The following is a 20488-nucleotide window of genomic DNA, read 5'->3' as shown; positions in this document are numbered from 1 at the left end:
GTTAAGTCGCCAGTCGTCCGGCTTTGCGCAACCGTTTGAGCGCCCTTCGCGACTCTAGCTCGGTCCAGATGTTGAGATCCTTGCCGCGATACTCGGTGCCGATCGAGTGGTCTTGCTCGGCGCCCTCAGCTGTGCCGTCGAGAACCTCTCCGACCACTTTCACGTAGCCCTGAGCGCCCACCTCGACAGCGCGGCCAAAGACGGCGTGCAGGTCGTCATGTGACTGCAAGCTCGCGCGTCCGGTGAAGAACACCTTGCCGCCATCAACCGCCGAGGTGCATTCGTGGACGGTCGCTCCGACCATGTCGGGCCGCTCGTCGAGGATCGGCCACATCGCGCAGCTGACCCCGCGGTAATGCGGCGAAATCCCGGTGTGCATGTTGAGCGCGATATCAGTCGCGCTCTCCAGCACATCGTCAGGGATCATACCGGTTCCGTAGATCGCCAGCACATCCGGTTGGAGCGCCTCGACCGTCTTGAGCAGGCGGCCAGCTTTTGGCCTCCCGACCCGCTGCACGAGGTCTTCGCGATCAAATTGCGCAGATGTCTTGCCAAGCACCCGCGCAAGGCTGGCCTCGCGCTTGTCCCGGTCGCTCGTAACCTTGAGAAAGCCGCCCCGCAGAGCCTTGCCCAAAAACTGGTCCGGATTGCGCTTGAGGACCTTCTTCCAGGACCTCTTGGCTGGTGGATCGCACACGAGGATCGCGGCCACGTCGTAGGCCTCGCAAAGCGCATTGGTCACATACTTGTGCTCGCGCCCGTCGCCCGTGATGATGACCAACCGCTTCACCCCAGCACCGCCTTTTTGAGGGAGCGGAGGTGTTGCTTCACCCGAAATTCCGAGGCCAGTTCGCGATTGGACTGGTTCGTCAGTGAGCGGCGATACCAGACGTCCTTGGCCGGGCGCAGCCAGTTGGCGCGGGCATGGACAAGAAAGATCGCCTCGTGACCGCTCTGCCGCGCATGCGCATGCACCTCGTCGGTAAGGTCAAGCTCATGCCCATAGGGTATCGAAAGCGAACGCACGCGGCTTTGCGACAGCTCTTCCAGCATTGCCTTTGAGCCAGCGATCTCTTCCTGCATCTCTTCTGCGGACAGGCTGCGGCAATGCACATGGGTCTTGGTGTGATTGCCGATCTCGATACCAAGGGAAACGAGCTCTTTCAGGTCATGTGCCGACAACAGCGGAGCGCGTTCGCCGAGGTCAATGGGACCGAACTCGGCGATCAACTTGGCGACCACGTCCTGACGCTCGGCCGAGCCAAGCCGCGCCATGTCCTTCACGATCAGCGAATGCACCGCATCGCGGGGCGGGATACCAAGCACGCCGCAGACCTTCTCGATCCCGAACGTATTCACGGCATAGGCCAGCATGGAATCGAGCGAGATCGCGCCTTCCTGAACCATGCCGGGATTGATGAAGTAGACTGCAGGTATCCCGCGCGGGCCCAGTACTTCGCGGGCAATGCCAAGCACCGAGTACCAGGCGTCGTCAAAAGTCAGCAGCAAGGGATCGTCCGGCAAATCCCCGCTCAGGACCTGATCAAGCGACACGAACGTATAGCGCTCATCCAGCCACGCGAGTTGACGCTCAAAGGCCTCTCGCGAACTGGTCAGGCCAAGCCCTCTTTCGAAGGCACCTTCCTCCCCGATGTGATGGTGCAGCACGCAGGTGAGGTGGGGCATGATCGGGCTTGATGGCTCGCAGAAAGGTAGAAGTGCGGCGGCGCAGCGATGGACCGGCCACGCCGTGCAGTCGGCATTCACCTAGCCCAGTCGCCGCGCGCGCGGCAAGTGCAGACCCGCAGCAATCCGGGTCAAACCGGCTGTCGCAAAGGAACCGGTGAAGTCCGCAGCCGTTCATTCATCGTCCATTGTGGCGCTGCGCGGTACAAGGCTTGCGTTATTCGCAGGTGGATTAAGGGCACTCCCGCTCTTGAGGCCAGAACGAGAATTGCTACGTATAGATTCGTATGAAGGAACTTTTCCAACACGCAGCCGTCACCGAAGGCATCACCGTGCGCGTCGCGGTCAACTTCCTGCCCGAGCAATCACACCCCGACACGGGCAAGTGGTTCTGGGTCTATCACATCCGCATCGAGAACGGATCGCATGAGCAGATCCAGCTCATCACCCGCCACTGGCGCATCACCGATGCGCGCGGGATGGTGAACCATGTCGATGGCGAGGGCGTCGTTGGCGAACAGCCTGTCCTCGCTCCGGGTGAAAGCCACGATTACGTCTCCGGCTGCCCGCTGACGACGACGCACGGATCGATGGAAGGCTTCTACACCTTCCACAAGCCGGACGGCTCACCGATGGAAGTGCGCATCCCGTTCTTCCCGCTCGCCGCGCCTGAGACTGCGGACGGACAGTCGCGCGCCTGATAGAAGGCGTTTCAAGCGCACAATTTGCATTGATCTTGCGATAGAACGCGCTCGCTTCTAAGCGGGCCTTCGTGAAACGCACGCACCTCCCCTTGAACGCTTTGCGCGTCTACGACGCTGCCGCGCGCCACCTGTCGTTCACCCGCGCAGCCGACGAGCTTGCGGTGACGCCTGCCGCTGTCGGCCAGCAGATCCGCGCGCTGGAGGATCACCTCGGAGTGGTCCTGTTCCGCCGCACGTCCAAGGGGCTGGAGCTCACCCCCGAAGGCGAGGCGGGTCTCGACGCGCTGCGCGAAGGCTTCCTGCGGTTCGAAGAGAGCGTTGCCGCGATGCAGGCGGGGCAATCCTCCGACCGCTACACCATCGCCGCCCCGCGCGAATTCTACGCCGAGTGGCTCAGCCCGCGCCTTGCCGAATTCCAGGCCGGCACCCCCGGTGTCGTCTACACCATCCTCGCCGATGAGGGCGCCGACTTCACCGAGGCGAACCTCGACCTTGCCATCCGGTTGGTCGATGGGCCCGGCGAGCTCGAAGGCACCCAGCTTGCCGAGGCTCGCCGCGTTACGGTCGAGGCCCCGAAGGCCCGCGATTCCTGGATCGACTGGCCCGGAGCCGCGCTTCCCGAAGGCGTTCGCCCGTGCATCAAGGCGGGCTCTGCTGGACAGGCTCTGGCGAGCGCGCTTGCCGGCATGGGCCGCACCGTCCTGCCGCTGCCGCTGGTGGCGGGCGCGATTGAACGCGGACAGCTGACCGCGCTGGACGAGCCGGTGGAGAGCCGCCGCGCTTACTGGCTGGTCGCCCCGGTCCCGCAATGGCGCTCCAAGAAGGTCAAGGCGCTGGTGCAGTACCTAACGCAGTAACGCCTGGTCGGGCTTGCACTCGGCTTCGCCTCGCGTATCAGCGCGAGGCATGAGAGCCGTCCAAACCCTCACCACGCCCCGCTTCACCTTGCGCCCGCTGCGCCGCTCGGATGCGGCCGCGCTTTTCGCGACCATGTCGGACGACGATGTCAGCCTCTACCTCACCCGGCCCGCCTTCACGTCGGAAGAGGAGCTGTGGGGCTGGTTCGCCGATCCCGACTGGAACGGGCGCACCTGGATCGCCGAGGATGCGGGCGGAGACGTCGCAGGCCGCTTCGTCGCGTTCCCCGCGCATGAGAAGGGCGTCGAAGAGGTCGGCTACATCACCGCCATCCACCGCACCCGCGAGGGCGTCGCGCGCGAATGCATGGAGGCGCTCATCCGCCACCTGTTCACCGCCGCAATCGAGGACGAAGGCGCACGCAAGCTCACCGCCGAAGTCGACACCCGCAACGCCGCCTCGGTCCGCCTGCTCGAAGCGCTAGGCTTCACCCGCGAGGCCCACTTGCGCGAGCACGAGACCACCCATGCGGGCCTGTGCGACATCTACCTCTACGGCCTGCTCAAGAGCGAGTGGAACGGCGGCGAATAGGGCGCTTGTGCCGGACCGCAGGGAACGCTCCAACGCCAGCGCAAACCCGCAGAAAACCGAGAAGTGGACCGCATGTTACACGGTCCTAGCGCAAATTCCTGAGCCACCGCGAATGCGCGCGCAATACCCCCTCATTCGCCTCCCGCCGAGCCGCAACTTCCGGAGGGCAGGGCGGGTTCGCCCCGATATTCCCCGTCGCCACATGAGCCGCCCAGCCGGAATTGTGCGCATGCTGATCGGTGTCGCCGTGCGGTTGCCAGCCAGCATCCGGGCGGCCGGGAGGAAGCGGCTGTGTTGGATCGTAGGGAGGGGTTTTCATGGCGTGGTCCTGTTGTGGAGAGGAAAGGACCGGTTTAGTTGGCAGGTTTTGGGCGTGTAGGAAAATCGTACAAGCGCAGACCAGAAAATTGCGATCTGATTGCCGAGTTTTAATCGGGACAAGTTCTCTTAGATTATTGATTTTGCGAAGTTTAAAGCCGAACGACCCCGCGCAGGCAATGCGACCCGATAACGGCGAAGCGCATTGGCCCTGCAAACCCAAAGGGGGGGGTGAATGACCGAAAAACGCCTTGCCGCGGAGCACCTGCTTCCGCATCTCAACCGAAGTGAGCGAGACGTCGTCAAGCTTATCGCGGGGAAGGTGTCGCTCGAACAGATCATGACGCGGATGGGTCTGTCGGAGCGTAGTGTGCAGGGCCTCGTCCACAACGCACGGTTCGCTTTCGGAGCCAATGACGATCTGGTCGATGATTACCTCAACCTGCTGACGGACTGGCAGGCGGAAACAGGCCACGATTTCGGCGTTCAGAAGGTCGAGGAACCGAAGCCCGATGCCGAGCGTCTCGCCATTCTGGAGGAAATTGAGAAGAACCTCGACCCCAATGAAATGCGAGATGTCGCCAGGTCGCTGCTTAGGCTTGCAGACGCTATCGATCAGGAATGGTCGCCCAACGACAATCGGCTGGCCTATCACTGGCCATCAGGCGCCGCCCGGATTGAGCGCAACGCGCTTGAACTGGCCAAGCGCGCGGTGATGCTCCTTGAGCAACGCAAGCTGCGAGACAAGTACCTGCCAAGCGGCCTGTTCGGCGATCCGGCGTGGTACATGCTGCTGGACCTGTTCGTGCAGTTTGCGGGCGGGGCAAAGGTGTCGATCACCAGCCTGAGCATCGCGGCCTATTGCCCGACCACCACGGCCCTGCGCCACATCGGTCAACTCGAAGAACAAGGCCTGATCGTGCGCGAAGCCTCGCCAACAGACGCACGGGTCAAGCTGCTGAGCCTGACCAAGCAAGGCGTGCTTGGTGTCGGGCGGGTGCTGGAGCGGGTTGCTGTTTGAGAGCTCGCTTAATCTCGAGCTCCAAAGAATTCGACGGATTTCATCGCTTGGCGTAGCGGGCGACCTGAGCCTTTGTTACTGACCATCGGTTTCGCAAGGTAACTAATTACCTAGCAGCGTCGGAGTACAAACAGCCTATTGCTCAAGTCATTTTAATGGGCCATTAGCTTCGTGAACTTGTGAAAGCATATCTTGAAGGGGCAAAAAGGCGCGATTTCACGCCGATGAGAGATGTTGAACTTGAGGGGCAAGAATAGCGCGACTTGGGGAGGCGTCGCGTTGAGAAATTCCATCTCCAAGCTAGGCGATAAGCTGGTGCCCATCGGTCACACTACTGACGACCCTGAGATGGGCATGTTCGTAGAACAAGATGAGTATCTGGCGGAATCTGGTGGGCTGAAGATTGAGTTGGTAGGAACATGTATTGCGATCGGACGCGGTTACTACCTGACTTGCTGGCACGTTGTCGAACAACTCGCGCGGTCGAGCGGTGAAGCCATGGCAATCGTGCCCTCTGCTGGCGAAGGAAGGAACAATCTGCGCCCGATAAGGTCGGTTAAGAAGTTTGAAGATCCACGTTTTTCGGAGAATGGAAGCCTGATCGACTGCGCGCTCCTCGCAATTCCAGGCGCTGACGACCAGCCTCTAAGTGAACTACCAGCGCCAGTGGATTTTTCGAGCTCGGATAAGTTGAGTGTCGGCTCGCGAGTTTTGCTTGGCGGCTTCCCACTTGGCGAGACTATTTTCTTTGCAAACGACACGAATAAGGGGCACATTCAACCTTCGTTTTTCGATGGAATCGTAAGCGCTATCTTGCCTCCTGCCTCTGAAGGCGAAAGTCGATTGTTGCAGATTAATGCACTTGCGCTTGCCGGTATGAGTGGGGGAGTTGTTTGTGATCCGCGAAGCGGAAAGCTGCTAGGCATGATCCTTAGCGGAATAACCCAAGACGACGTCGATTTGCCGATCACATTTGCTTTGCCGGTCGACACGTTTAGAGTATTCAGCACAGCGGCACCGAACACTAAGCTGATTTCGGAGTTTTGGAAGTAATGAAGAAAGAGATTGAAACAGGAAATAAGAAATGGAAAGTCGTCGGCCGAAGTAAACTGACCGGAAAATACGTATACTCACCTAAGGCGACGAAAAAGAGCAAGTTGTCTGGGGCCAAAATCGACTTAGCTATTTCTCGTGTTTCCTCACTGTCTCGAGTATCAAAAAAGTCGGAAAAGGTCTCGCAAAATACGAAAACCAGAAGTGAATAATGAGTGAGACTTCTTCTTCGCGGCAGGTTTTCATCAACTGCCCGTTCGATGACGATTATCTCCCGATGTTTAGAGCAATCGTGTTCTCGGTAATGGCGTGCGGGTTCATTCCAAGGTCCGCCCGAGAGCTTGATGATAACGGCGAACCGAGGATCGAAAAGCTCTACGGCATCATAAATGAAAGCCGATATGGGATTCATGATATCTGCCGGACGGAGCTCGATCGAGCCAATGATTTGCCAAGATTCAACATGCCTTTGGAGCTGGGGATGTTCATCGCCTGTAAGCGGTTTGGCGGTGAGAGCCATAAATCAAAAAGAACACTAATATTTGATACCGAACAGTATCGGTATCAAATGTTCTTATCGGATCTGGCTGGAATGGACATCAATGGCCATGGCGGCAATCCGGACAATGTGGTGGCTCGTACCCGTAACTGGCTGGCAAATGTATCAAGGCGCGTTTTGCCGAGTGACAATCTTCTCCTTCGACTCTTTCAGAGGTTCTCGGTTGATTTTATCGACATCTGTGAACAGCTAGAATTCGACCCCGAGCAGATACCGTATGTCGATTTTGAGCGGATCGTTGCTAATTGGCTTATTGAAGCACCGGAAGTCCCTTGACCCCCCGCCCACATCCCCTTATGTGCGCGCCCATCCGGTGACCGGCTTGCTGTGTGCGAGTCTCGTCTTCGAACAATAGAGCTGAACATTGCCGGTTCGTCCCGCAGGCCTCGCTCGCTCCTGATACGCTCAGGGTGGAGTAAGGCCTTTTCTATTGGGCTCGCGCATGATCTTCACGATCAAAGCGGGTGTGGGGCGACTGTCAAAGTAACCCGGTGGCCACGTGGCCGGTTCTGGGTGGAGCGTTTTCAGCTTGTGCCTTTTGCGAAAGGATCGCCGCTCTTGCGGTGGCTCTTTCTCGCAAAGCCTTGGCGGCCTAGGTCGCTGGCGGCAGGCGCAAGTCCAACCTTCCACACATAATCGTCTGCAAGTTCCACCTCCGCGCCGATCCCTTCAGGGAAAGTGGGAACCGGTTTCCCGCCCGGAAGGGTCGGCAACAAGCATGGTGAAGAGTAACTTATGCCGACGATCAACCAGCTGGTCCGCAAGGGCCGCACTCCGCAGAAGGCCAAGTCGAAGGTCCCTGCAATGGAGCAGAACCCGCAGAAGCGCGGTGTCTGCACGCGCGTCTACACCACGACGCCGAAGAAGCCGAACTCCGCACTTCGCAAGGTTGCCAAGGTGCGCCTGACGAACCAGCGCGAAGTCATCTCCTACATCCCGGGCGAAGGCCACAACCTGCAGGAGCACTCGGTTGTGCTCATCCGCGGCGGCCGTGTTCGCGACCTTCCCGGCGTTCGCTACCACGTCCTTCGCGGCGTGCTCGATACGCAGGGTGTCAAGGACCGCAAGCAGTCCCGCTCGAAGTACGGCGCCAAGCGTCCGAAGTAATTGAGACGCGGTGACGGGCCTCTCCCGCGCCGTTCCACCCATACGGATACGATCCGGGTGGAAGGGCGGGGGAGAGGGCCGGCGCCGCCAAGACGCTCGCGGATGCGAGCGGCTCTCCAAAGGAGTTTTAAACATGTCACGTCGTCGTCGTCCCGAAAAGCGGGTCATCCTGCCCGATCCCAAGTTTGGTGATCAGGTTCTCTCGAAGTTCATGAACAACCTCATGCTCGACGGTAAGAAGGCCGTTGCTGAAGGTATCGTCTACTCGGCGCTCGAAACGGTAGAGGCGAAAGCCAAGGCCGATCCGGTGCAGCTGTTCCACGATGCGCTCAACAACGTGAAGCCGCAGGTCGAAGTTCGCAGCCGCCGTGTCGGTGGTGCGACCTACCAGGTGCCGGTCGAGGTTCGCCCCGAGCGTGCCCAGGCTCTCGCGATCCGCTGGCTGATCGGTGCGGCTCGCGGTCGCCCCGAGACCACCATGAGCGCCCGTCTGTCGGGTGAGCTGATGGATGCCGCCAACAACCGCGGCAACGCCGTCAAGAAGCGCGAAGACACGCACCGCATGGCGGACGCGAACCGCGCCTTCTCGCACTACCGCTGGTAAGGATTGTGGAACGGGCGAGGGACACGTCTTTCGCCTGTCACAATCGTCACTATATGGGGGCCGATCCGCTAACGGCGGCCCCCTGAAGACCTTAAGGAAGATATTATGGCCCGCGATTATCCGCTGGAGCGCTATCGCAATATCGGCATCATGGCGCACATCGATGCCGGCAAGACCACCACGACCGAGCGTATCCTCTACTACACCGGCAAGTCCTACAAGATCGGCGAAGTGCACGATGGTGCTGCGACGATGGACTGGATGGAGCAGGAGCAGGAGCGCGGGATCACGATCACGTCGGCTGCGACCACTTGTTTCTGGAACCCGGAAGATCCCGACATGGATCCGATGGGCGATCCCAAGGAACTGCGCGCGAACACGCCCAAGCACCGCATCAACATCATCGACACCCCCGGCCACGTTGACTTCACCATTGAAGTCGAGCGTTCGCTGCGCGTGCTCGACGGCGCGGTTGCATGCTTCGACGGCGTTGCCGGCGTTGAGCCGCAGTCCGAGACTGTCTGGCGTCAGGCCGACAAGTACAAGGTTCCGCGGATGTGCTTCATCAACAAGCTCGACCGCACCGGCGCCGACTTCAAGTACTGCGTGCAGTCGATCATCGACCGCCTCGGTGCGACCCCGGCTGTCCTGTACCTGCCGATCGGCATCGAATCGAGCCTCGAAGGCCTCGTCGACCTCGTCAACCAGCGTGCTATCACCTGGAAGAACGAAGACCTCGGCGCTGAATACACCTTCGGCCCGATCCCTGACGATATGGCTGACGAAGCGGCAGAATACCGCGAGAAGCTGATCGAGCTTGCCGTTGAGCAGGACGATGATGTCATGGAAGCCTATCTCGAAGGCAACGAGCCTGACGCTCAGACGCTCAAGCGCCTGATTCGCCAGGGCACGCTTGAGCAGAAATTCGTCCCCGTCCTGTGTGGTTCGGCGTTCAAGAACAAGGGCGTTCAGCCGCTTCTCGACGCGGTCATCGACTACATGCCGTCGCCGCTCGACGTTCCCGCGATTAAGGGCGTTCTGCCCGACAGCGAGGAAGAAGCATCGCGTCCGTCTTCGGATGACGAGCCCTTCAGCGCGCTCGCATTCAAGATCATGAACGACCCGTTCGTCGGCTCGCTCACCTTCACGCGCATCTATTCGGGCAAGCTCGAAAAGGGCTCGGTCCTGAACTCGGTGAAGGACAAGAAGGAAAAGATCGGCCGTATGCTGCTGATGCACTCCAACGAGCGTGAAGACATTGATGAAGCGTTCGCTGGCGACATCGTTGCAATCGCAGGCCTGAAGGAAACCACCACCGGTGATACCCTTTGTGCGCCTTCCGCACCGATCATCCTCGAGCGCATGGAATTCCCCGATCCGGTTATCGAACTGTCGGTGGAACCCAAGACCAAGGCCGACCAGGAAAAGATGGGCGTTGCGCTCAACCGCCTGGCTGCCGAGGATCCCAGCTTCCGCGTGTCGACCGACCACGAAAGCGGTCAGACGATCATCAAGGGCATGGGCGAGCTTCACCTCGACATTCTCGTCGATCGTATGAAGCGCGAGTTCAAGGTCGAAGCAAACGTCGGTGCGCCGCAGGTGGCATACCGCGAATCGCTCGCCCGCGAAGTCGAGCTCACCTACACCCACAAGAAGCAGTCGGGTGGTTCGGGTCAGTTCGGTGAAGCCAAGGTTGTCGTCACCCCCGGTGAACGCGGCCAGGGCATCATCTTCGAAGACGAGATCAAGGGCGGTAACATTCCGCGCGAATACATCCCGTCGGTTGAAAAGGGCATGCGCGAGCAGGCTGAAAGTGGTCACCTGGTCGGCTTCCCGATCATCGACTTCACGATCCGTCTGATCGACGGCAAGTACCACGATGTCGACAGTTCGACGGTGGCGTTTGAAATCACGGGTCGCGGTGCGATGCGTGAAGCCGCTCAGAAGGCCGGTATCAAGCTGCTTGAGCCGGTGATGAAGGTTGAAGTCGTCACTCCCGAGGACTACCTCGGCGACGTGATCGGCGACCTCAACTCTCGTCGTGGTCAGATCCAGGGCACCGACAGCCGCGGCAACGCACAGGCCGTCGAAGCCTTTGTCCCGCTGGCCAACATGTTCGGCTACGTCAACGAACTGCGCTCGTTCACTCAGGGACGCGCACAGTACACGATGCAGTTCAGCCACTACGACGAAGTGCCGCAGGCTGTGGCGCAAGAGGTTAAGGAGAAGCTTGCGTAAGCAAGCGCTAAACGCTAGGGGCGGCGCCTGATTCAGCGGGCCCGCCCTTTCTCCCGCGAAGCAATCAATTTCAAAAAGAAGGTTATTAGAGAAATGGCGAAGGAAAAGTTTGAGCGTAATAAGCCGCACGTTAACGTCGGCACCATCGGTCACGTTGACCACGGTAAGACCACGCTGACCGCAGCGATCACCAAGGTCCTGGGTTCGGCTGTCGATTTCGCAAACATCGACAAGGCTCCCGAAGAGCGCGAGCGCGGCATCACCATTTCGACCGCACACGTCGAATATGAAACCGACGCACGTCACTACGCTCACGTCGACTGCCCGGGTCACGCTGACTACGTGAAGAACATGATCACCGGCGCAGCGCAGATGGACGGCGCTATCCTGGTTGTGAACGCAGCTGACGGCCCGATGCCGCAGACCCGCGAGCACATCCTGCTTGCCCGTCAGGTCGGCGTTCCGGCTCTGGTCGTTTACATGAACAAGGTCGACCAGGTTGACGACGAGGAAATCCTCGAGCTCGTCGAACTGGAAGTTCGCGAACTCCTCAGCGAGTACGGCTTCGACGGCGACAACATCGCCATCGTGAAGGGTTCGGCTCTGGCCGCTCTCGAAGGTCGTGATCCGGAAATCGGTGAAAACTCGATCAAGGAACTCATGGACGCTGTGGACGAAAACATCCCGCAGCCCGACCGCCCGGTCGACAAGGACTTCCTGATGCCGATCGAAGACGTGTTCTCGATCTCGGGTCGTGGTACGGTTGTTACCGGCCGTGTTGAAACCGGCGTTGTGAACGTTGGCGACGAAGTTGAAATCGTCGGCATCAAGGACACCACCAAGACGACCGTGACCGGCGTTGAAATGTTCCGCAAGCTGCTCGATTCGGGTGAAGCTGGCGACAACATCGGTGCCCTGATCCGCGGCGTTGGCCGTGAAGAAGTTGAGCGTGGCCAGGTTCTCGCGAAGCCGGGTTCGGTTACGCCGCACACCGAGTTCAGCGCAGAAGTCTACGTCCTTTCGAAGGACGAAGGTGGCCGTCACACGCCGTTCTTCGCTAACTACCGTCCGCAGTTCTACTTCCGCACCACCGACGTGACCGGCGAAGTGATCCTTCCCGAAGGCACCGAGATGGTTATGCCGGGCGACAACGTGACCATCGGCGTCAAGCTGATTGCACCGATCGCCATGGACGAAGGTCTGCGCTTCGCAATCCGCGAAGGCGGCCGCACCGTCGGCTCGGGCGTGGTTTCGAAGATCACCAAGTAAGCCGCTGCCCTCAGGGCAACGCACAAATTCGGGGGCCGGTTCACAAATGTGAGCCGGCCCCCAATTTATGTGAGGTGAGTTTCGACGAACGTGTCGGGAGAACACCTCACCGGCTGCGTGTACTTTTCGTGACACTTATGGGTTGCCAGAATCCGGCTCACCCGATATACGCGCGCCAACTTCGACGGAGATTCGTTTCCGTTGTAACGAAATTAGGTAAGGCCGCCCGCAGAACGGCAACGAGAAGCGGGGCTGGCCTTTTGTTTTTGAGGGCGTCGCCCACCACAGTGGCGTTCTTCGGCTCTTTCGCATTGGTATAGGTAATGGAAGCACAGAATATCCGTATTCGCCTCAAGGCATTTGACCACCGCGTTCTCGACCAGGCGACTGGCGAAATCGCTGACACGGCGCGTCGTACGGGTGCTCTTATTCGTGGCCCCATTCCCATGCCGACGCGTATCGAGAAGTTCACCGTGAACCGCGGCCCGCACATCGACAAGAAGTCGCGCGAGCAGTTCGAGGTGCGCACCTACAAGCGGCTGCTCGACATCGTGCAGCCCAACGCCCAGACGGTCGACGCTCTGATGAAGCTGGACCTTGCTGCAGGCGTGAACGTCGAAATCAAGCTGGCCTAATCACCGCTCGATTTCACCGTCCATCAGGCAGGACGTAAAGCTGGTCTGAGAATTTGGGCCCCCGATGGCCCCGCTGGTCGGAAACGACCCGCAAGACATCTGGATACCGCCGAGCATGCTCGGGCTGCGTCCTCCGTCTCGCCAAACCGGCGCCATGAAGGCGAGGGGAGGCATAAGCCCGGACGGGGCTCGTAGCATAAACAAATTGGGCCGAATGGATTGCCAAGGAAACAAGGTGATCCGCACGCACCTTTGGGATGGTCCCTTGGGTGCCTCTGTAAGGAGTATAGACGATGCGCACAGGCGTGATCGCAAAGAAGGTTGGGATGACCCGCCTCTTCCAGGAGGACGGACGGCACGTGCCCGTTACCGTGCTCGCTCTGGAAGATTGCCAGGTCGTCTCGCACCGCACCGCAGATAACGACGGCTACTTCGCCGTTCAGCTGGGTGCAGGCGAAGCGAAACAGAAAAACGTTGCGAAGCCGCAGCGTGAGCACTTCGGCAAAGCAGGCGTTGGTCTCAAGCAGCGCGTTGCCGAATTCCGTGTCGAAAACGAAGAAGGCCTCGTGCCCGTCGGCTCGCTGATCAGCGCCGACCACTTCGTCGCAGGCCAGAAGGTCGACATCACGGGTCACACCCAGGGTAAGGGCTTTGCCGGTGCTATGAAGCGCTGGGGCTTCGGCGGTCTTCGCGCCACCCACGGTGTTTCGATCTCGCACCGCTCGCACGGTTCGACGGGTAACCGTCAGGATCCGGGCCGCGTGTTCAAGGGCAAGAAGATGGCCGGCCACATGGGCGACCGTCAGCGCACCCAGATGAACCTCGAAGTGGTTCGCACCGATGCCGATCGCGGCCTCCTCTTCATCAAGGGCTCGGTCCCTGGCTCGAAGAATGGCTGGCTGCTGGTTCGCGACGCGATCAAGCTCGACATGCCTGAAGATCTTCCGTTCCCCGGCGCTGTCCTCGAGACTGCAAAGCCGCAGGACGAAGCTGCAGCACCCGAGCAGGATGCCACCGACGTGCCGACCCCGGCTGAAGAAGCTGCTGCCCAAAACGGTGGCACGACTGACGCCCCCGCCACCGATGGCGCGGCTGAAGAAAAGAAGGAAGACTAAGCCATGAAGGTGAAGGTCCAGAAAATCGACGGGAAGGCGTCGGGCGATATCGAACTGTCGGATGACGTGTTCGGTGTTGAACCGCGCGCTGACATCCTGCACCGGGTCGTGACCTGGCAGCTCGAGAACCGCCGTGCCACCGCTCGTCCCACGCGTGAGCGTTCGGACGTGGCACGCACCGGCAAGAAGTTCGGTGCCCAGAAGGGTTCGGGCGGCGCTCGCCACGGCGATCGCGGCGCTCCGATCTTTATCGGCGGTGGTAAGGCTCACGGTGCTCGCAAGCGTGACTTCAACCAGTCGCTGAACAAGAAGATCCGCGCTCTCGGTCTCAAGATGGCTCTTTCGACCAAGGCAAAGGACGGCCTCGTCGTTCTCGACAGCCTTGAGCTGAAGGAAGCGAAGACCCAGGCTCTCAAGGGTCACTTCGACAAGCACGGTTTTGCCGGCAAGGTCCTCGTGATCGACGGCGAGAGCGTGAATGACGGCTTCAAGCAGGCTGCAGGCAACCTCAAGGGCGTCAACGTCCTGCCGGCCGCTGGCGCGAACGTCTACGACATCCTCAACCACGACACGCTGATCCTCACCAAGGATGCGGTCGAAAAGCTGGAGGCGCGCTTCAATGGCTAAGAAGGACGGCATCGACGCGCGGCACTACGACGTGATCCTCGCACCTCACATCACCGAAAAGTCGACCATGGCGTCGGAACAAAATGCGGTGGTGTTCAAGGTGGCGAACGACGCGACCAAGCCGCAGATCAAGGAAGCGGTGGAAGCCATCTACGACAAGAAGGTCGTATCGGTGAACACCATCCTGACCAAAGGCAAGACCAAGCGCTGGAAGGGCAAGCCCTACAAGCGCTCGGATTTCAAAAAGGCTGTCGTACGTCTCGCTGAAGGCGAGATGATCGACATCACCAGCGGTATCTGAGGCGGATCATGGCACTCAAGAACTACAAACCGACAAGCCCCGCACGTCGCGGCCTTATCCTGGTCGACAAGTCGGGCCTCCACAAAGGTGGCCCGGTCAAGTCGCTCACCGAAGGCAAGCGCAAGACCGGTGGCCGTAACAACAAGGGTCACGTGACCTCGCGCGGTATCGCCGGCGGTCACAAGCAGAAGTATCGTTTCATCGACTTCAAGCGTCGCAAGTGGGATGTCCCCGCGACCGTCGAGCGGATCGAATACGACCCCAACCGCACCGCTTTCATCGCACTCTTGAAGTACGAAGATGGCGAACTGGCTTACATCATCGCTCCGCAGCGTCTTGCTGTGGGTGACACGGTGGTCGCCGGTGAAAAGGTCGACACGAAGCCTGGCAACGCTATGCTTCTGGGCCAGATGCCGGTTGGCACGATCTGCCACAACGTCGAGATGAAGCCGGGCAAGGGTGGTCAGATCGCCCGCTCTGCCGGTGCTTACGTCCAGCTCGTTGGTCGTGACCGCGGCATGGTCATCGTTCGCCTGAACTCAGGCGAGCAGCGTTACCTGCGTGCCGATTGCATGGGTACGGTTGGCGCGGTTTCGAACCCCGACAACCAGAACCAGAACTTCGGCAAGGCCGGTCGCACCCGTTGGAAGGGCCGTCGCCCGCTCACTCGCGGTGTCGCCAAGAACCCGGTCGATCACCCGCACGGTGGTGGTGAAGGCCGCACCAGCGGTGGCCGTCACCCGGTTACTCCGTGGGGCAAGCCGACCAAGGGCGCCCGTACCCGCAAGAACAAGCAGACGGACAAGATGATCATCCGTTCGCGGCACGCGAAGAAGAAGAGGTAAGCAGACATGGCACGTTCCGTCTGGAAAGGTCCGTTCGTCGAACTCAGCCTTCTCAAGAAGGCCGAGGACGCACAGGAAGCGAGCAGCAACAAGCCGATCAAGACCTGGTCGCGTCGCTCCACCATCCTGCCGCAGTTCGTTGGGCTCACGTTCAACGTCTACAACGGTCAGAAGTTCATCCCGGTTTCCGTTTCGGAAGAAATGGTTGGCCACAAGCTTGGCGAGTTCGCTCCGACGCGCAACTTCCCAGGCCACGCGGCTGACAAGAAGGGTAAGCGATAATGGGCAAGGCAAAGTCCCCCCGCCGCGTTGCAGAGAATGAGGCGCTTGCCGTCGGCACCACGATCCGTGGTTCGGCGCAGAAGCTCAACCTCGTTGCCGAGCTGATCCGTGGCAAGAAGGCCGAAGAGGCCATGAACATCCTCTCCTTCTCCAAGAAGGCGATGGCGAAAGACGCCAGCAAGGTGCTCGCATCCGCGATCGCCAATGCGGAAAACAACCACGATCTCGACGTCGACGCTCTCGTCGTTGCCGAGGCTTCGGTTGGCAAGTCGATCACGATGAAGCGTTTCCACACTCGTGGCCGCGGCAAGTCGACTCGCATCCTGAAGCCCTTCAGCAAGCTGCGCATCGTCGTTCGCGAAGTAGAGGAGGCCTAAACCATGGGTCAGAAGAGTAACCCAATCGGTCTGCGTCTCCAGATCAACCGCACGTGGGACAGCCGCTGGTACGCCGAAGGGCGCGACTACGCCGGCCTGCTCGCGGAAGACATCAAGATGCGCAAGTACATCCTTGAAAGCCTGCCCCAGGCAGCGATCTCGAAGGTTGTGATCGAGCGTCCGGCCAAGCTGTGCCGCGTTTCGATTTATGCTGCGCGTCCGGGCGTCATCATCGGCAAGAAGGGCGCAGACATCGAAAAGCTGCGCGCCAAGCTGTCGACCATGACTTCGAGCGAAGTGAAGCTGAACATCGTTGAGATCCGCAAGCCGGAAATCGACGCCAAGCTCGTCGCTCAGGGCGTGGCTGACCAGCTGGTTCGCCGTGTCGCTTTCCGCCGCGCCATGAAGCGTGCGGTTCAGTCGGCACTGCGTCTTGGCGCTGAAGGTATCAAGATCGTGTGCGGTGGCCGTCTCGGCGGCGCTGAAATCGCCCGCGTCGAATGGTACCGCGAAGGCCGCGTGCCGCTTCACACCCTGCGTGCGAACATCGACTACGCTGAAACCGAAGCGCTCACCGCTTACGGCATCATCGGGATCAAGGTCTGGATCTTCAAGGGCGAGATTCTGGCCCACGATCCGACCGCGCAGGACCGTCTCATGATGGAAGCTCAGACTTCCGGCGTGCGTCCGGCTCGCTGATTGCAGGATTAGGAAAGAACCATGCTGCAACCAAAGAAAACCAAGTATCGCAAGGCTTTCAAGGGCAAGATCAAGGGCGACGCGAAGGGCGGCACCACGCTGAACTTCGGCTCTTACGGTCTGAAAGCTCTTGAGCCCGAGCGTATCACCGCGCGCCAGATCGAAGCGGCTCGCCGTGCGATCACCCGCGCCATGAAGCGCCAGGGTCGCCTGTGGATCCGCGTCTTCCCCGACGTGCCAGTTTCGAAGAAGCCGGCTGAAGTTCGTCAGGGTAAGGGTAAGGGCTCGGTCGAATACTGGGCTGCTCGCGTAAAGCCGGGCCGCATCCTGTTCGAACTCGACGGCGTTGACGGCCAGGTGGCCGCTCTCGCTTTCGAACGCGCCGCGATGAAGCTGCCAATCAAGACCAAGGTCGTTGCCCGCTTTGGCGACACCTCGCACCTGGGAGGCGAATAATGGCTAACACCGAAGACCTTCGCACCAAGACCGACGACCAGCTGTCCGCTGAGCTCACCGAGCTCAAGCGCGAGCAGTTCAACCTGCGGTTCCAGGCTGCGACCAACCAGCTCGAGAAGCCTTCGCGCATCCGCGAAGTGCGTCGCACGATCGCTCAGATCAAGACGCTGCAGAACGAGCGGGCTGCTGCGGCAGCCAAGGCGTAAGGAGTAGACAATGCCGAAACGTATCCTCGTCGGGACTGTCACCTCCGACAAGACCGACAAAACCGTGACCGTACTGGTCGAGCGCAAGGTGAAGCACCCGCTTTACGGGAAGATCATCCGTCGCTCGAAGAAGTATCACGCTCACGACGAGAAGAACGAATACACCCTGGGTGACGTCGTTCGTATCGAAGAGACGAAGCCGATCTCCAAGACCAAGACCTGGGCCGTCAAGGACCGTGTCGTGGCTGGCGGAGTGCAGGCAATCGAAGCCGATCTGGACGTCGCAGAAGCGACCCCGACCGGCGCAGAGTAAGACGTAGCAAGGAACTGCCAGGCCCCGGTTACTGTCGGGTGACTTGGCAAGCCAAGAGAAGGAACCGGATCAATGATCCAGATGCAATCCAATCTCGACGTCGCGGACAACAGCGGCGCAAAGCGCGTCCAGTGCATTAAGGTGCTGGGCGGGTCGAAGCGTCGTTTTGCCTCCGTTGGCGACGTGATCGTGGTTTCCGTCAAGGAAGCCCAGCCGCGCGCAAAGGTGAAGAAGGGCGACGTTCACCGCGCCGTCATCGTGCGCACCCGCAAGGATGTGCGCCGCCCCGACGGCAGCGTAATCCGCTTCGACAGCAACTCCGCTGTCCTGGTCAACAAGTCGAACGAGCCGATCGGCACCCGTATCTTCGGGCCGGTGGTTCGCGAACTTCGTGGCCGCGGCTTCATGAAGATTATCTCGCTCGCTCCGGAGGTGCTCTAAGATGGGTGCTGCAAAGATCAAAAAGGGTGACGAAGTCGTCGTTCTCTCGGGCAAGGACAAGGGCCGTACCGGCAAAGTCCAGCAGGTCCTGCCGAAAGAAGGCAAGATCATCGTCGAGGGTATCAACGTCGCAACCCGTCACCGCAAGCCGAGCCAGGTAAACCCGCAGGGTGGCATCGACCGTACTCCGGCTCCGATGAACATCTCGAAGGTTGCTCTGGCCGATCCCAAGGATGGCAAGCCGACCCGCGTCCGTTTCGAAGAAAAGGACGGCAAGAAGGTTCGCGTTGCCGTGAAGAGTGGGGAGACCATCGATGGCTGATTACACTCCGCGCCTCAAGGCCCGTTACGAAGACGAAATCGTCAAGGCGATGACCGAAAAGTTCGGTTACAAGAACCGTCTCGAAGTCCCGCGTCTCGAAAAGATCACGCTCAACATGGGCGTGGGCGAAGCGAGCCAGGATAAGAAGAAGGTCCAGACCGCAGCTGAGGAAATGGCTCTGATCGCTGGTCAGAAGCCGGTCATCACCAAGGCGAAGAAGTCGATCGCACAGTTCAAGCTGCGCGAAGGCATGCCGATCGGTTGCAAGGTAACCCTGCGCCGTGACCGCATGTTCGAATTCCTCGACCGCCTCGTGACCATCGCAATGCCTCGCATCCGCGACTTCCGCGGCGTGAACGACAAGTCGTTCGACGGCCGTGGCAACTACGCGATGGGCCTCAAGGAGCAGATCGTTTTCCCCGAAATCTCGTACGACAAGATCGAGAAGGTTCGGGGCATGGACATCATCGTGACCACCACCGCCAAGACCGACGAAGAAGCCCGTGAGCTGCTGCGTCTGTTCGGCTTCCCCTTCCAGGGCGAAGCAGGCGAAGACAAGAAGGCCGCCTGAGGGCGAGCCTTGGACAAGACACTAGGAAAGAGAGCTTAAGTCCAATGGCGAAACTGAGTTCGATCAACAAGAACGAGCGCCGCAAGCAGCTCGTTAAGAAGTACGCAGCGAAGTACGAGAAGCTGAAGGCTATCGCTAACGATGAATCGCTTGATGAAAGCGAGCGTCTGATTGCGCGCCTGAAGATGGCCGAGATTCCGCGTAATGCGAATCCGACCCGCGTGCGCAACCGCTGCGCCACCACCGGCCGCCCGCGCGGCTATTACCGCAAGTTCGGCATCAACCGTATCGAACTGCGTCAACTCGGCAACCGCGGCATGATCCCCGGTCTGACCAAGTCGAGCTGGTGAGGAACTGACACATGGCTATGACCGATCCTCTGGGTGATATGCTCACCCGCATCCGCAACGGCCAGCAGGCGAAGAAGGACAGCGTCCTTTCGCCCGCTTCCAAGCTGCGTGCAAACGTTCTCGAAGTGCTTCAGCGCGAAGGCTACATCCGTGGCTACAGCGAAGACAGCTCGGGCAAGCACGCTGCGCTGCGCATCGAACTGAAGTATTTCGAAGGCGAGCCGGCGATCAAGCACGTCGCTCGCGTCTCCAAGCCGGGCCGCCGCATTTATTCGGGTTCGAAAGAACTGCCGAACGTGCGCAACGGCCTTGGCATCACCATCGTCTCGACCCCGCGCGGTGTCCTTTCGGATGCTGAAGCACGCGAGAACAATGTCGGCGGCGAAGTGCTCGCGGAGGTGTTCTGATGAGCCGCATTGGTAAAAAGGCAGTCCCGATCCCGGGCGGCGTGACGGCCAACATCGAAGGCGACACGCTGACGGTTAAGGGCCCCAAGGGCACGCTGAGCATGGGTCTTTCCGACCTCATCGACTACAAGGTCGAGGGCGAAGAGATCCAGGTGAACCCGGCCAACGACACGAAGCAGGCGCGCTCCTACTGGGGCATGCAGCGCACGCTGGTCGCGAACCTGGTTGAAGGTGTGACCGAAGGTTTCTCCAAGACGCTCGAGATTTCGGGCGTTGGTTATCGTGCAAACGCACAGGGCAAGAAGCTCAAGCTCGAGCTTGGTTTTAGCCACGATGTTCTGCTCGACGTGCCCGAAGGTCTCGAAGTGAAGACCCCGGACCAGACCACGGTCGAAATCAGCGGTATCGACAAGCAGGCCGTTGGCCAGTTTGCCGCCGAAATCCGCGAATATCGCAAGCCTGAGCCTTACAAGGGCAAGGGTATCAAGTATCGCGGCGAGTATATCTTCCGCAAGGAAGGGAAGAAGAAGTAA

General features: G+C 60.0%; 29 protein-coding genes. 27 read left to right on the top strand and 2 right to left on the bottom strand.

All coding sequences use genetic code 11. The annotated features are described in order from the left end of the window. Position 1: 1 nt before the first annotated feature. Both NAP1_RS07405 and NAP1_RS07400 read right to left on the bottom strand, forming a co-directional pair. Entirely contained in the window at positions 2-790 is a 789-nt protein-coding gene (locus NAP1_RS07405; protein ID WP_007164639.1) for a formyl transferase, read from the bottom strand. Then, positions 787-1686 (bottom strand): polysaccharide deacetylase family protein, encoded by a 900-nt coding sequence (locus tag NAP1_RS07400; protein ID WP_007164638.1) that lies wholly within the window; start codon positions 1684-1686, stop codon positions 787-789. Before NAP1_RS07400 ends, NAP1_RS07405 begins: the two co-directional genes overlap by 4 nt. 287 nt (positions 1687-1973) lie before the next feature. On the opposite strand from NAP1_RS07400, the gene apaG reads away from it, so the two are divergent. From apaG to rplF, 27 genes are all read left to right on the top strand, one after another. Continuing rightward, entirely contained in the window at positions 1974-2387 is a 414-nt protein-coding gene (gene apaG / locus NAP1_RS07395; RefSeq protein ID WP_007164637.1) for a Co2+/Mg2+ efflux protein ApaG, read from the top strand. Between the two features lie 71 nt (positions 2388-2458). Beyond that, the gene (locus tag NAP1_RS07390; protein ID WP_040464338.1) at positions 2459-3247 is read left to right on the top strand and encodes a LysR family transcriptional regulator; all 789 of its coding nucleotides are present in this window, start codon (positions 2459-2461) and stop codon (positions 3245-3247) included. Positions 3248-3296: 49 nt separating this feature from the next. Continuing rightward, positions 3297-3839, top strand: a complete 543-nt coding sequence (locus NAP1_RS07385) for a GNAT family N-acetyltransferase (RefSeq protein WP_007164635.1) — start codon at positions 3297-3299, stop codon at positions 3837-3839. 553 nt (positions 3840-4392) lie between these two features. Further along, entirely contained in the window at positions 4393-5178 is a 786-nt protein-coding gene (locus NAP1_RS15885) for a winged helix DNA-binding protein (RefSeq protein WP_007164634.1), read from the top strand. Positions 5179-5457: 279 nt separating this feature from the next. Beyond that, entirely contained in the window at positions 5458-6231 is a 774-nt protein-coding gene (locus NAP1_RS07375; protein WP_162013474.1) for a serine protease, read from the top strand. Between the two features lie 211 nt (positions 6232-6442). Next, positions 6443-7066 carry a hypothetical protein gene (locus NAP1_RS07370; protein WP_007164632.1) on the top strand — a complete coding sequence of 208 codons (624 nt, stop codon included), beginning with the start codon at positions 6443-6445 and terminating at the stop codon, positions 7064-7066. A 459-nt stretch (positions 7067-7525) separates the two neighbouring features. Beyond that, positions 7526-7897 carry a 30S ribosomal protein S12 gene (gene rpsL, locus NAP1_RS07365; RefSeq protein WP_007164630.1) on the top strand — a complete coding sequence of 124 codons (372 nt, stop codon included), beginning with the start codon at positions 7526-7528 and terminating at the stop codon, positions 7895-7897. A 133-nt stretch (positions 7898-8030) separates the two neighbouring features. Continuing rightward, positions 8031-8501 (top strand): 30S ribosomal protein S7, encoded by a 471-nt coding sequence (rpsG, locus tag NAP1_RS07360; protein WP_007164629.1) that lies wholly within the window; start codon positions 8031-8033, stop codon positions 8499-8501. A 105-nt stretch (positions 8502-8606) separates the two neighbouring features. Further along, positions 8607-10739 carry an elongation factor G gene (gene fusA, locus NAP1_RS07355; protein WP_007164627.1) on the top strand — a complete coding sequence of 711 codons (2133 nt, stop codon included), beginning with the start codon at positions 8607-8609 and terminating at the stop codon, positions 10737-10739. Positions 10740-10832: 93 nt separating this feature from the next. Beyond that, the gene (gene tuf, locus NAP1_RS07350) at positions 10833-12008 is read left to right on the top strand and encodes an elongation factor Tu (RefSeq protein ID WP_007164626.1); all 1176 of its coding nucleotides are present in this window, start codon (positions 10833-10835) and stop codon (positions 12006-12008) included. Between the two features lie 323 nt (positions 12009-12331). Beyond that, positions 12332-12643: a 30S ribosomal protein S10 gene (gene rpsJ / locus NAP1_RS07345; RefSeq protein ID WP_006831877.1), complete on the top strand. Its 312-nt coding sequence runs from the start codon at positions 12332-12334 to the stop codon at positions 12641-12643. Positions 12644-12936: 293 nt separating this feature from the next. After that, complete coding sequence (rplC, locus tag NAP1_RS07340) at positions 12937-13758, top strand: 50S ribosomal protein L3 (RefSeq protein ID WP_007164624.1); 822 nt, start codon at positions 12937-12939, stop codon at positions 13756-13758. A 3-nt stretch (positions 13759-13761) separates the two neighbouring features. Further along, a complete protein-coding gene (rplD, locus tag NAP1_RS07335) occupies positions 13762-14385 on the top strand; it encodes a 50S ribosomal protein L4 (protein ID WP_007164623.1) in 624 nt (207 codons plus the stop codon). Next, the gene (locus NAP1_RS07330; RefSeq protein ID WP_007164622.1) at positions 14378-14686 is read left to right on the top strand and encodes a 50S ribosomal protein L23; all 309 of its coding nucleotides are present in this window, start codon (positions 14378-14380) and stop codon (positions 14684-14686) included. The genes rplD and NAP1_RS07330 overlap by 8 nt, the downstream gene beginning before the upstream one ends. Before the next feature lie 8 nt (positions 14687-14694). Beyond that, on the top strand, positions 14695-15531 hold the full coding sequence (rplB, locus tag NAP1_RS07325; RefSeq protein ID WP_007164621.1) for a 50S ribosomal protein L2: 837 nt from the start codon (positions 14695-14697) through the stop codon (positions 15529-15531). A gap of 6 nt (positions 15532-15537) precedes the next feature. Continuing rightward, on the top strand, positions 15538-15813 hold the full coding sequence (rpsS, locus tag NAP1_RS07320) for a 30S ribosomal protein S19 (protein ID WP_007164620.1): 276 nt from the start codon (positions 15538-15540) through the stop codon (positions 15811-15813). After that, entirely contained in the window at positions 15813-16190 is a 378-nt protein-coding gene (gene rplV, locus NAP1_RS07315) for a 50S ribosomal protein L22 (protein ID WP_007164619.1), read from the top strand. The genes rpsS and rplV overlap by 1 nt, the downstream gene beginning before the upstream one ends. Before the next feature lie 3 nt (positions 16191-16193). Further along, positions 16194-16889, top strand: coding sequence for a 30S ribosomal protein S3 (gene rpsC, locus NAP1_RS07310; protein ID WP_007164618.1), 696 nt, complete (start codon positions 16194-16196; stop codon positions 16887-16889). Between the two features lie 21 nt (positions 16890-16910). Next, a complete protein-coding gene (rplP, locus tag NAP1_RS07305; RefSeq protein WP_007164617.1) occupies positions 16911-17345 on the top strand; it encodes a 50S ribosomal protein L16 in 435 nt (144 codons plus the stop codon). Continuing rightward, positions 17345-17551 (top strand): 50S ribosomal protein L29, encoded by a 207-nt coding sequence (rpmC, locus tag NAP1_RS07300; RefSeq protein ID WP_007164616.1) that lies wholly within the window; start codon positions 17345-17347, stop codon positions 17549-17551. Before rplP ends, rpmC begins: the two co-directional genes overlap by 1 nt. A 10-nt stretch (positions 17552-17561) precedes the next feature. Further along, positions 17562-17864, top strand: a complete 303-nt coding sequence (rpsQ, locus tag NAP1_RS07295; protein ID WP_007164615.1) for a 30S ribosomal protein S17 — start codon at positions 17562-17564, stop codon at positions 17862-17864. Positions 17865-17936: 72 nt separating this feature from the next. After that, entirely contained in the window at positions 17937-18305 is a 369-nt protein-coding gene (gene rplN / locus NAP1_RS07290; RefSeq protein WP_007164614.1) for a 50S ribosomal protein L14, read from the top strand. A gap of 1 nt (position 18306) precedes the next feature. Then, a complete protein-coding gene (rplX, locus tag NAP1_RS07285) occupies positions 18307-18627 on the top strand; it encodes a 50S ribosomal protein L24 (RefSeq protein ID WP_007164612.1) in 321 nt (106 codons plus the stop codon). After that, positions 18620-19198, top strand: coding sequence for a 50S ribosomal protein L5 (gene rplE, locus NAP1_RS07280; protein ID WP_007164611.1), 579 nt, complete (start codon positions 18620-18622; stop codon positions 19196-19198). Before rplX ends, rplE begins: the two co-directional genes overlap by 8 nt. 44 nt (positions 19199-19242) lie before the next feature. Then, the gene (gene rpsN / locus NAP1_RS07275) at positions 19243-19548 is read left to right on the top strand and encodes a 30S ribosomal protein S14 (RefSeq protein ID WP_007164610.1); all 306 of its coding nucleotides are present in this window, start codon (positions 19243-19245) and stop codon (positions 19546-19548) included. Between the two features lie 11 nt (positions 19549-19559). Continuing rightward, positions 19560-19955 (top strand): 30S ribosomal protein S8, encoded by a 396-nt coding sequence (gene rpsH, locus NAP1_RS07270; RefSeq protein ID WP_007164609.1) that lies wholly within the window; start codon positions 19560-19562, stop codon positions 19953-19955. After that, the gene (gene rplF, locus NAP1_RS07265; RefSeq protein WP_007164608.1) at positions 19955-20488 is read left to right on the top strand and encodes a 50S ribosomal protein L6; all 534 of its coding nucleotides are present in this window, start codon (positions 19955-19957) and stop codon (positions 20486-20488) included. Before rpsH ends, rplF begins: the two co-directional genes overlap by 1 nt.

It is taken from the genome of Erythrobacter sp. NAP1 (genome assembly GCF_000152865.1).
Lineage (GTDB): Bacteria > Pseudomonadota > Alphaproteobacteria > Sphingomonadales > Sphingomonadaceae > Erythrobacter.
The sequence above is the reverse complement of the archived record's forward strand: the minus strand, read 5'-3'. Positions and strand labels throughout refer to the sequence as shown.

Coding starts and splice junctions, on each gene's coding strand:
- NAP1_RS07400 (WP_007164638.1), bottom strand. CDS start 1,686: ATGCCCCACCTCACCTGCGTGCTGCACCATCACATCGGGGAGGAAGGT.
- apaG (WP_007164637.1), top strand. CDS start 1,974: ATGAAGGAACTTTTCCAACACGCAGCCGTCACCGAAGGCATCACCGTG.
- NAP1_RS07385 (WP_007164635.1), top strand. CDS start 3,297: ATGAGAGCCGTCCAAACCCTCACCACGCCCCGCTTCACCTTGCGCCCG.
- NAP1_RS15885 (WP_007164634.1), top strand. CDS start 4,393: ATGACCGAAAAACGCCTTGCCGCGGAGCACCTGCTTCCGCATCTCAAC.
- NAP1_RS07370 (WP_007164632.1), top strand. CDS start 6,443: ATGAGTGAGACTTCTTCTTCGCGGCAGGTTTTCATCAACTGCCCGTTC.
- rpsL (WP_007164630.1), top strand. CDS start 7,526: ATGCCGACGATCAACCAGCTGGTCCGCAAGGGCCGCACTCCGCAGAAG.
- rpsG (WP_007164629.1), top strand. CDS start 8,031: ATGTCACGTCGTCGTCGTCCCGAAAAGCGGGTCATCCTGCCCGATCCC.
- fusA (WP_007164627.1), top strand. CDS start 8,607: ATGGCCCGCGATTATCCGCTGGAGCGCTATCGCAATATCGGCATCATG.
- tuf (WP_007164626.1), top strand. CDS start 10,833: ATGGCGAAGGAAAAGTTTGAGCGTAATAAGCCGCACGTTAACGTCGGC.
- rpsJ (WP_006831877.1), top strand. CDS start 12,332: ATGGAAGCACAGAATATCCGTATTCGCCTCAAGGCATTTGACCACCGC.
- rplC (WP_007164624.1), top strand. CDS start 12,937: ATGCGCACAGGCGTGATCGCAAAGAAGGTTGGGATGACCCGCCTCTTC.
- rplD (WP_007164623.1), top strand. CDS start 13,762: ATGAAGGTGAAGGTCCAGAAAATCGACGGGAAGGCGTCGGGCGATATC.
- NAP1_RS07330 (WP_007164622.1), top strand. CDS start 14,378: ATGGCTAAGAAGGACGGCATCGACGCGCGGCACTACGACGTGATCCTC.
- rplB (WP_007164621.1), top strand. CDS start 14,695: ATGGCACTCAAGAACTACAAACCGACAAGCCCCGCACGTCGCGGCCTT.
- rpsS (WP_007164620.1), top strand. CDS start 15,538: ATGGCACGTTCCGTCTGGAAAGGTCCGTTCGTCGAACTCAGCCTTCTC.
- rplV (WP_007164619.1), top strand. CDS start 15,813: ATGGGCAAGGCAAAGTCCCCCCGCCGCGTTGCAGAGAATGAGGCGCTT.
- rpsC (WP_007164618.1), top strand. CDS start 16,194: ATGGGTCAGAAGAGTAACCCAATCGGTCTGCGTCTCCAGATCAACCGC.
- rplP (WP_007164617.1), top strand. CDS start 16,911: ATGCTGCAACCAAAGAAAACCAAGTATCGCAAGGCTTTCAAGGGCAAG.
- rpmC (WP_007164616.1), top strand. CDS start 17,345: ATGGCTAACACCGAAGACCTTCGCACCAAGACCGACGACCAGCTGTCC.
- rpsQ (WP_007164615.1), top strand. CDS start 17,562: ATGCCGAAACGTATCCTCGTCGGGACTGTCACCTCCGACAAGACCGAC.
- rplN (WP_007164614.1), top strand. CDS start 17,937: ATGATCCAGATGCAATCCAATCTCGACGTCGCGGACAACAGCGGCGCA.
- rplX (WP_007164612.1), top strand. CDS start 18,307: ATGGGTGCTGCAAAGATCAAAAAGGGTGACGAAGTCGTCGTTCTCTCG.
- rplE (WP_007164611.1), top strand. CDS start 18,620: ATGGCTGATTACACTCCGCGCCTCAAGGCCCGTTACGAAGACGAAATC.
- rpsN (WP_007164610.1), top strand. CDS start 19,243: ATGGCGAAACTGAGTTCGATCAACAAGAACGAGCGCCGCAAGCAGCTC.
- rpsH (WP_007164609.1), top strand. CDS start 19,560: ATGGCTATGACCGATCCTCTGGGTGATATGCTCACCCGCATCCGCAAC.
- rplF (WP_007164608.1), top strand. CDS start 19,955: ATGAGCCGCATTGGTAAAAAGGCAGTCCCGATCCCGGGCGGCGTGACG.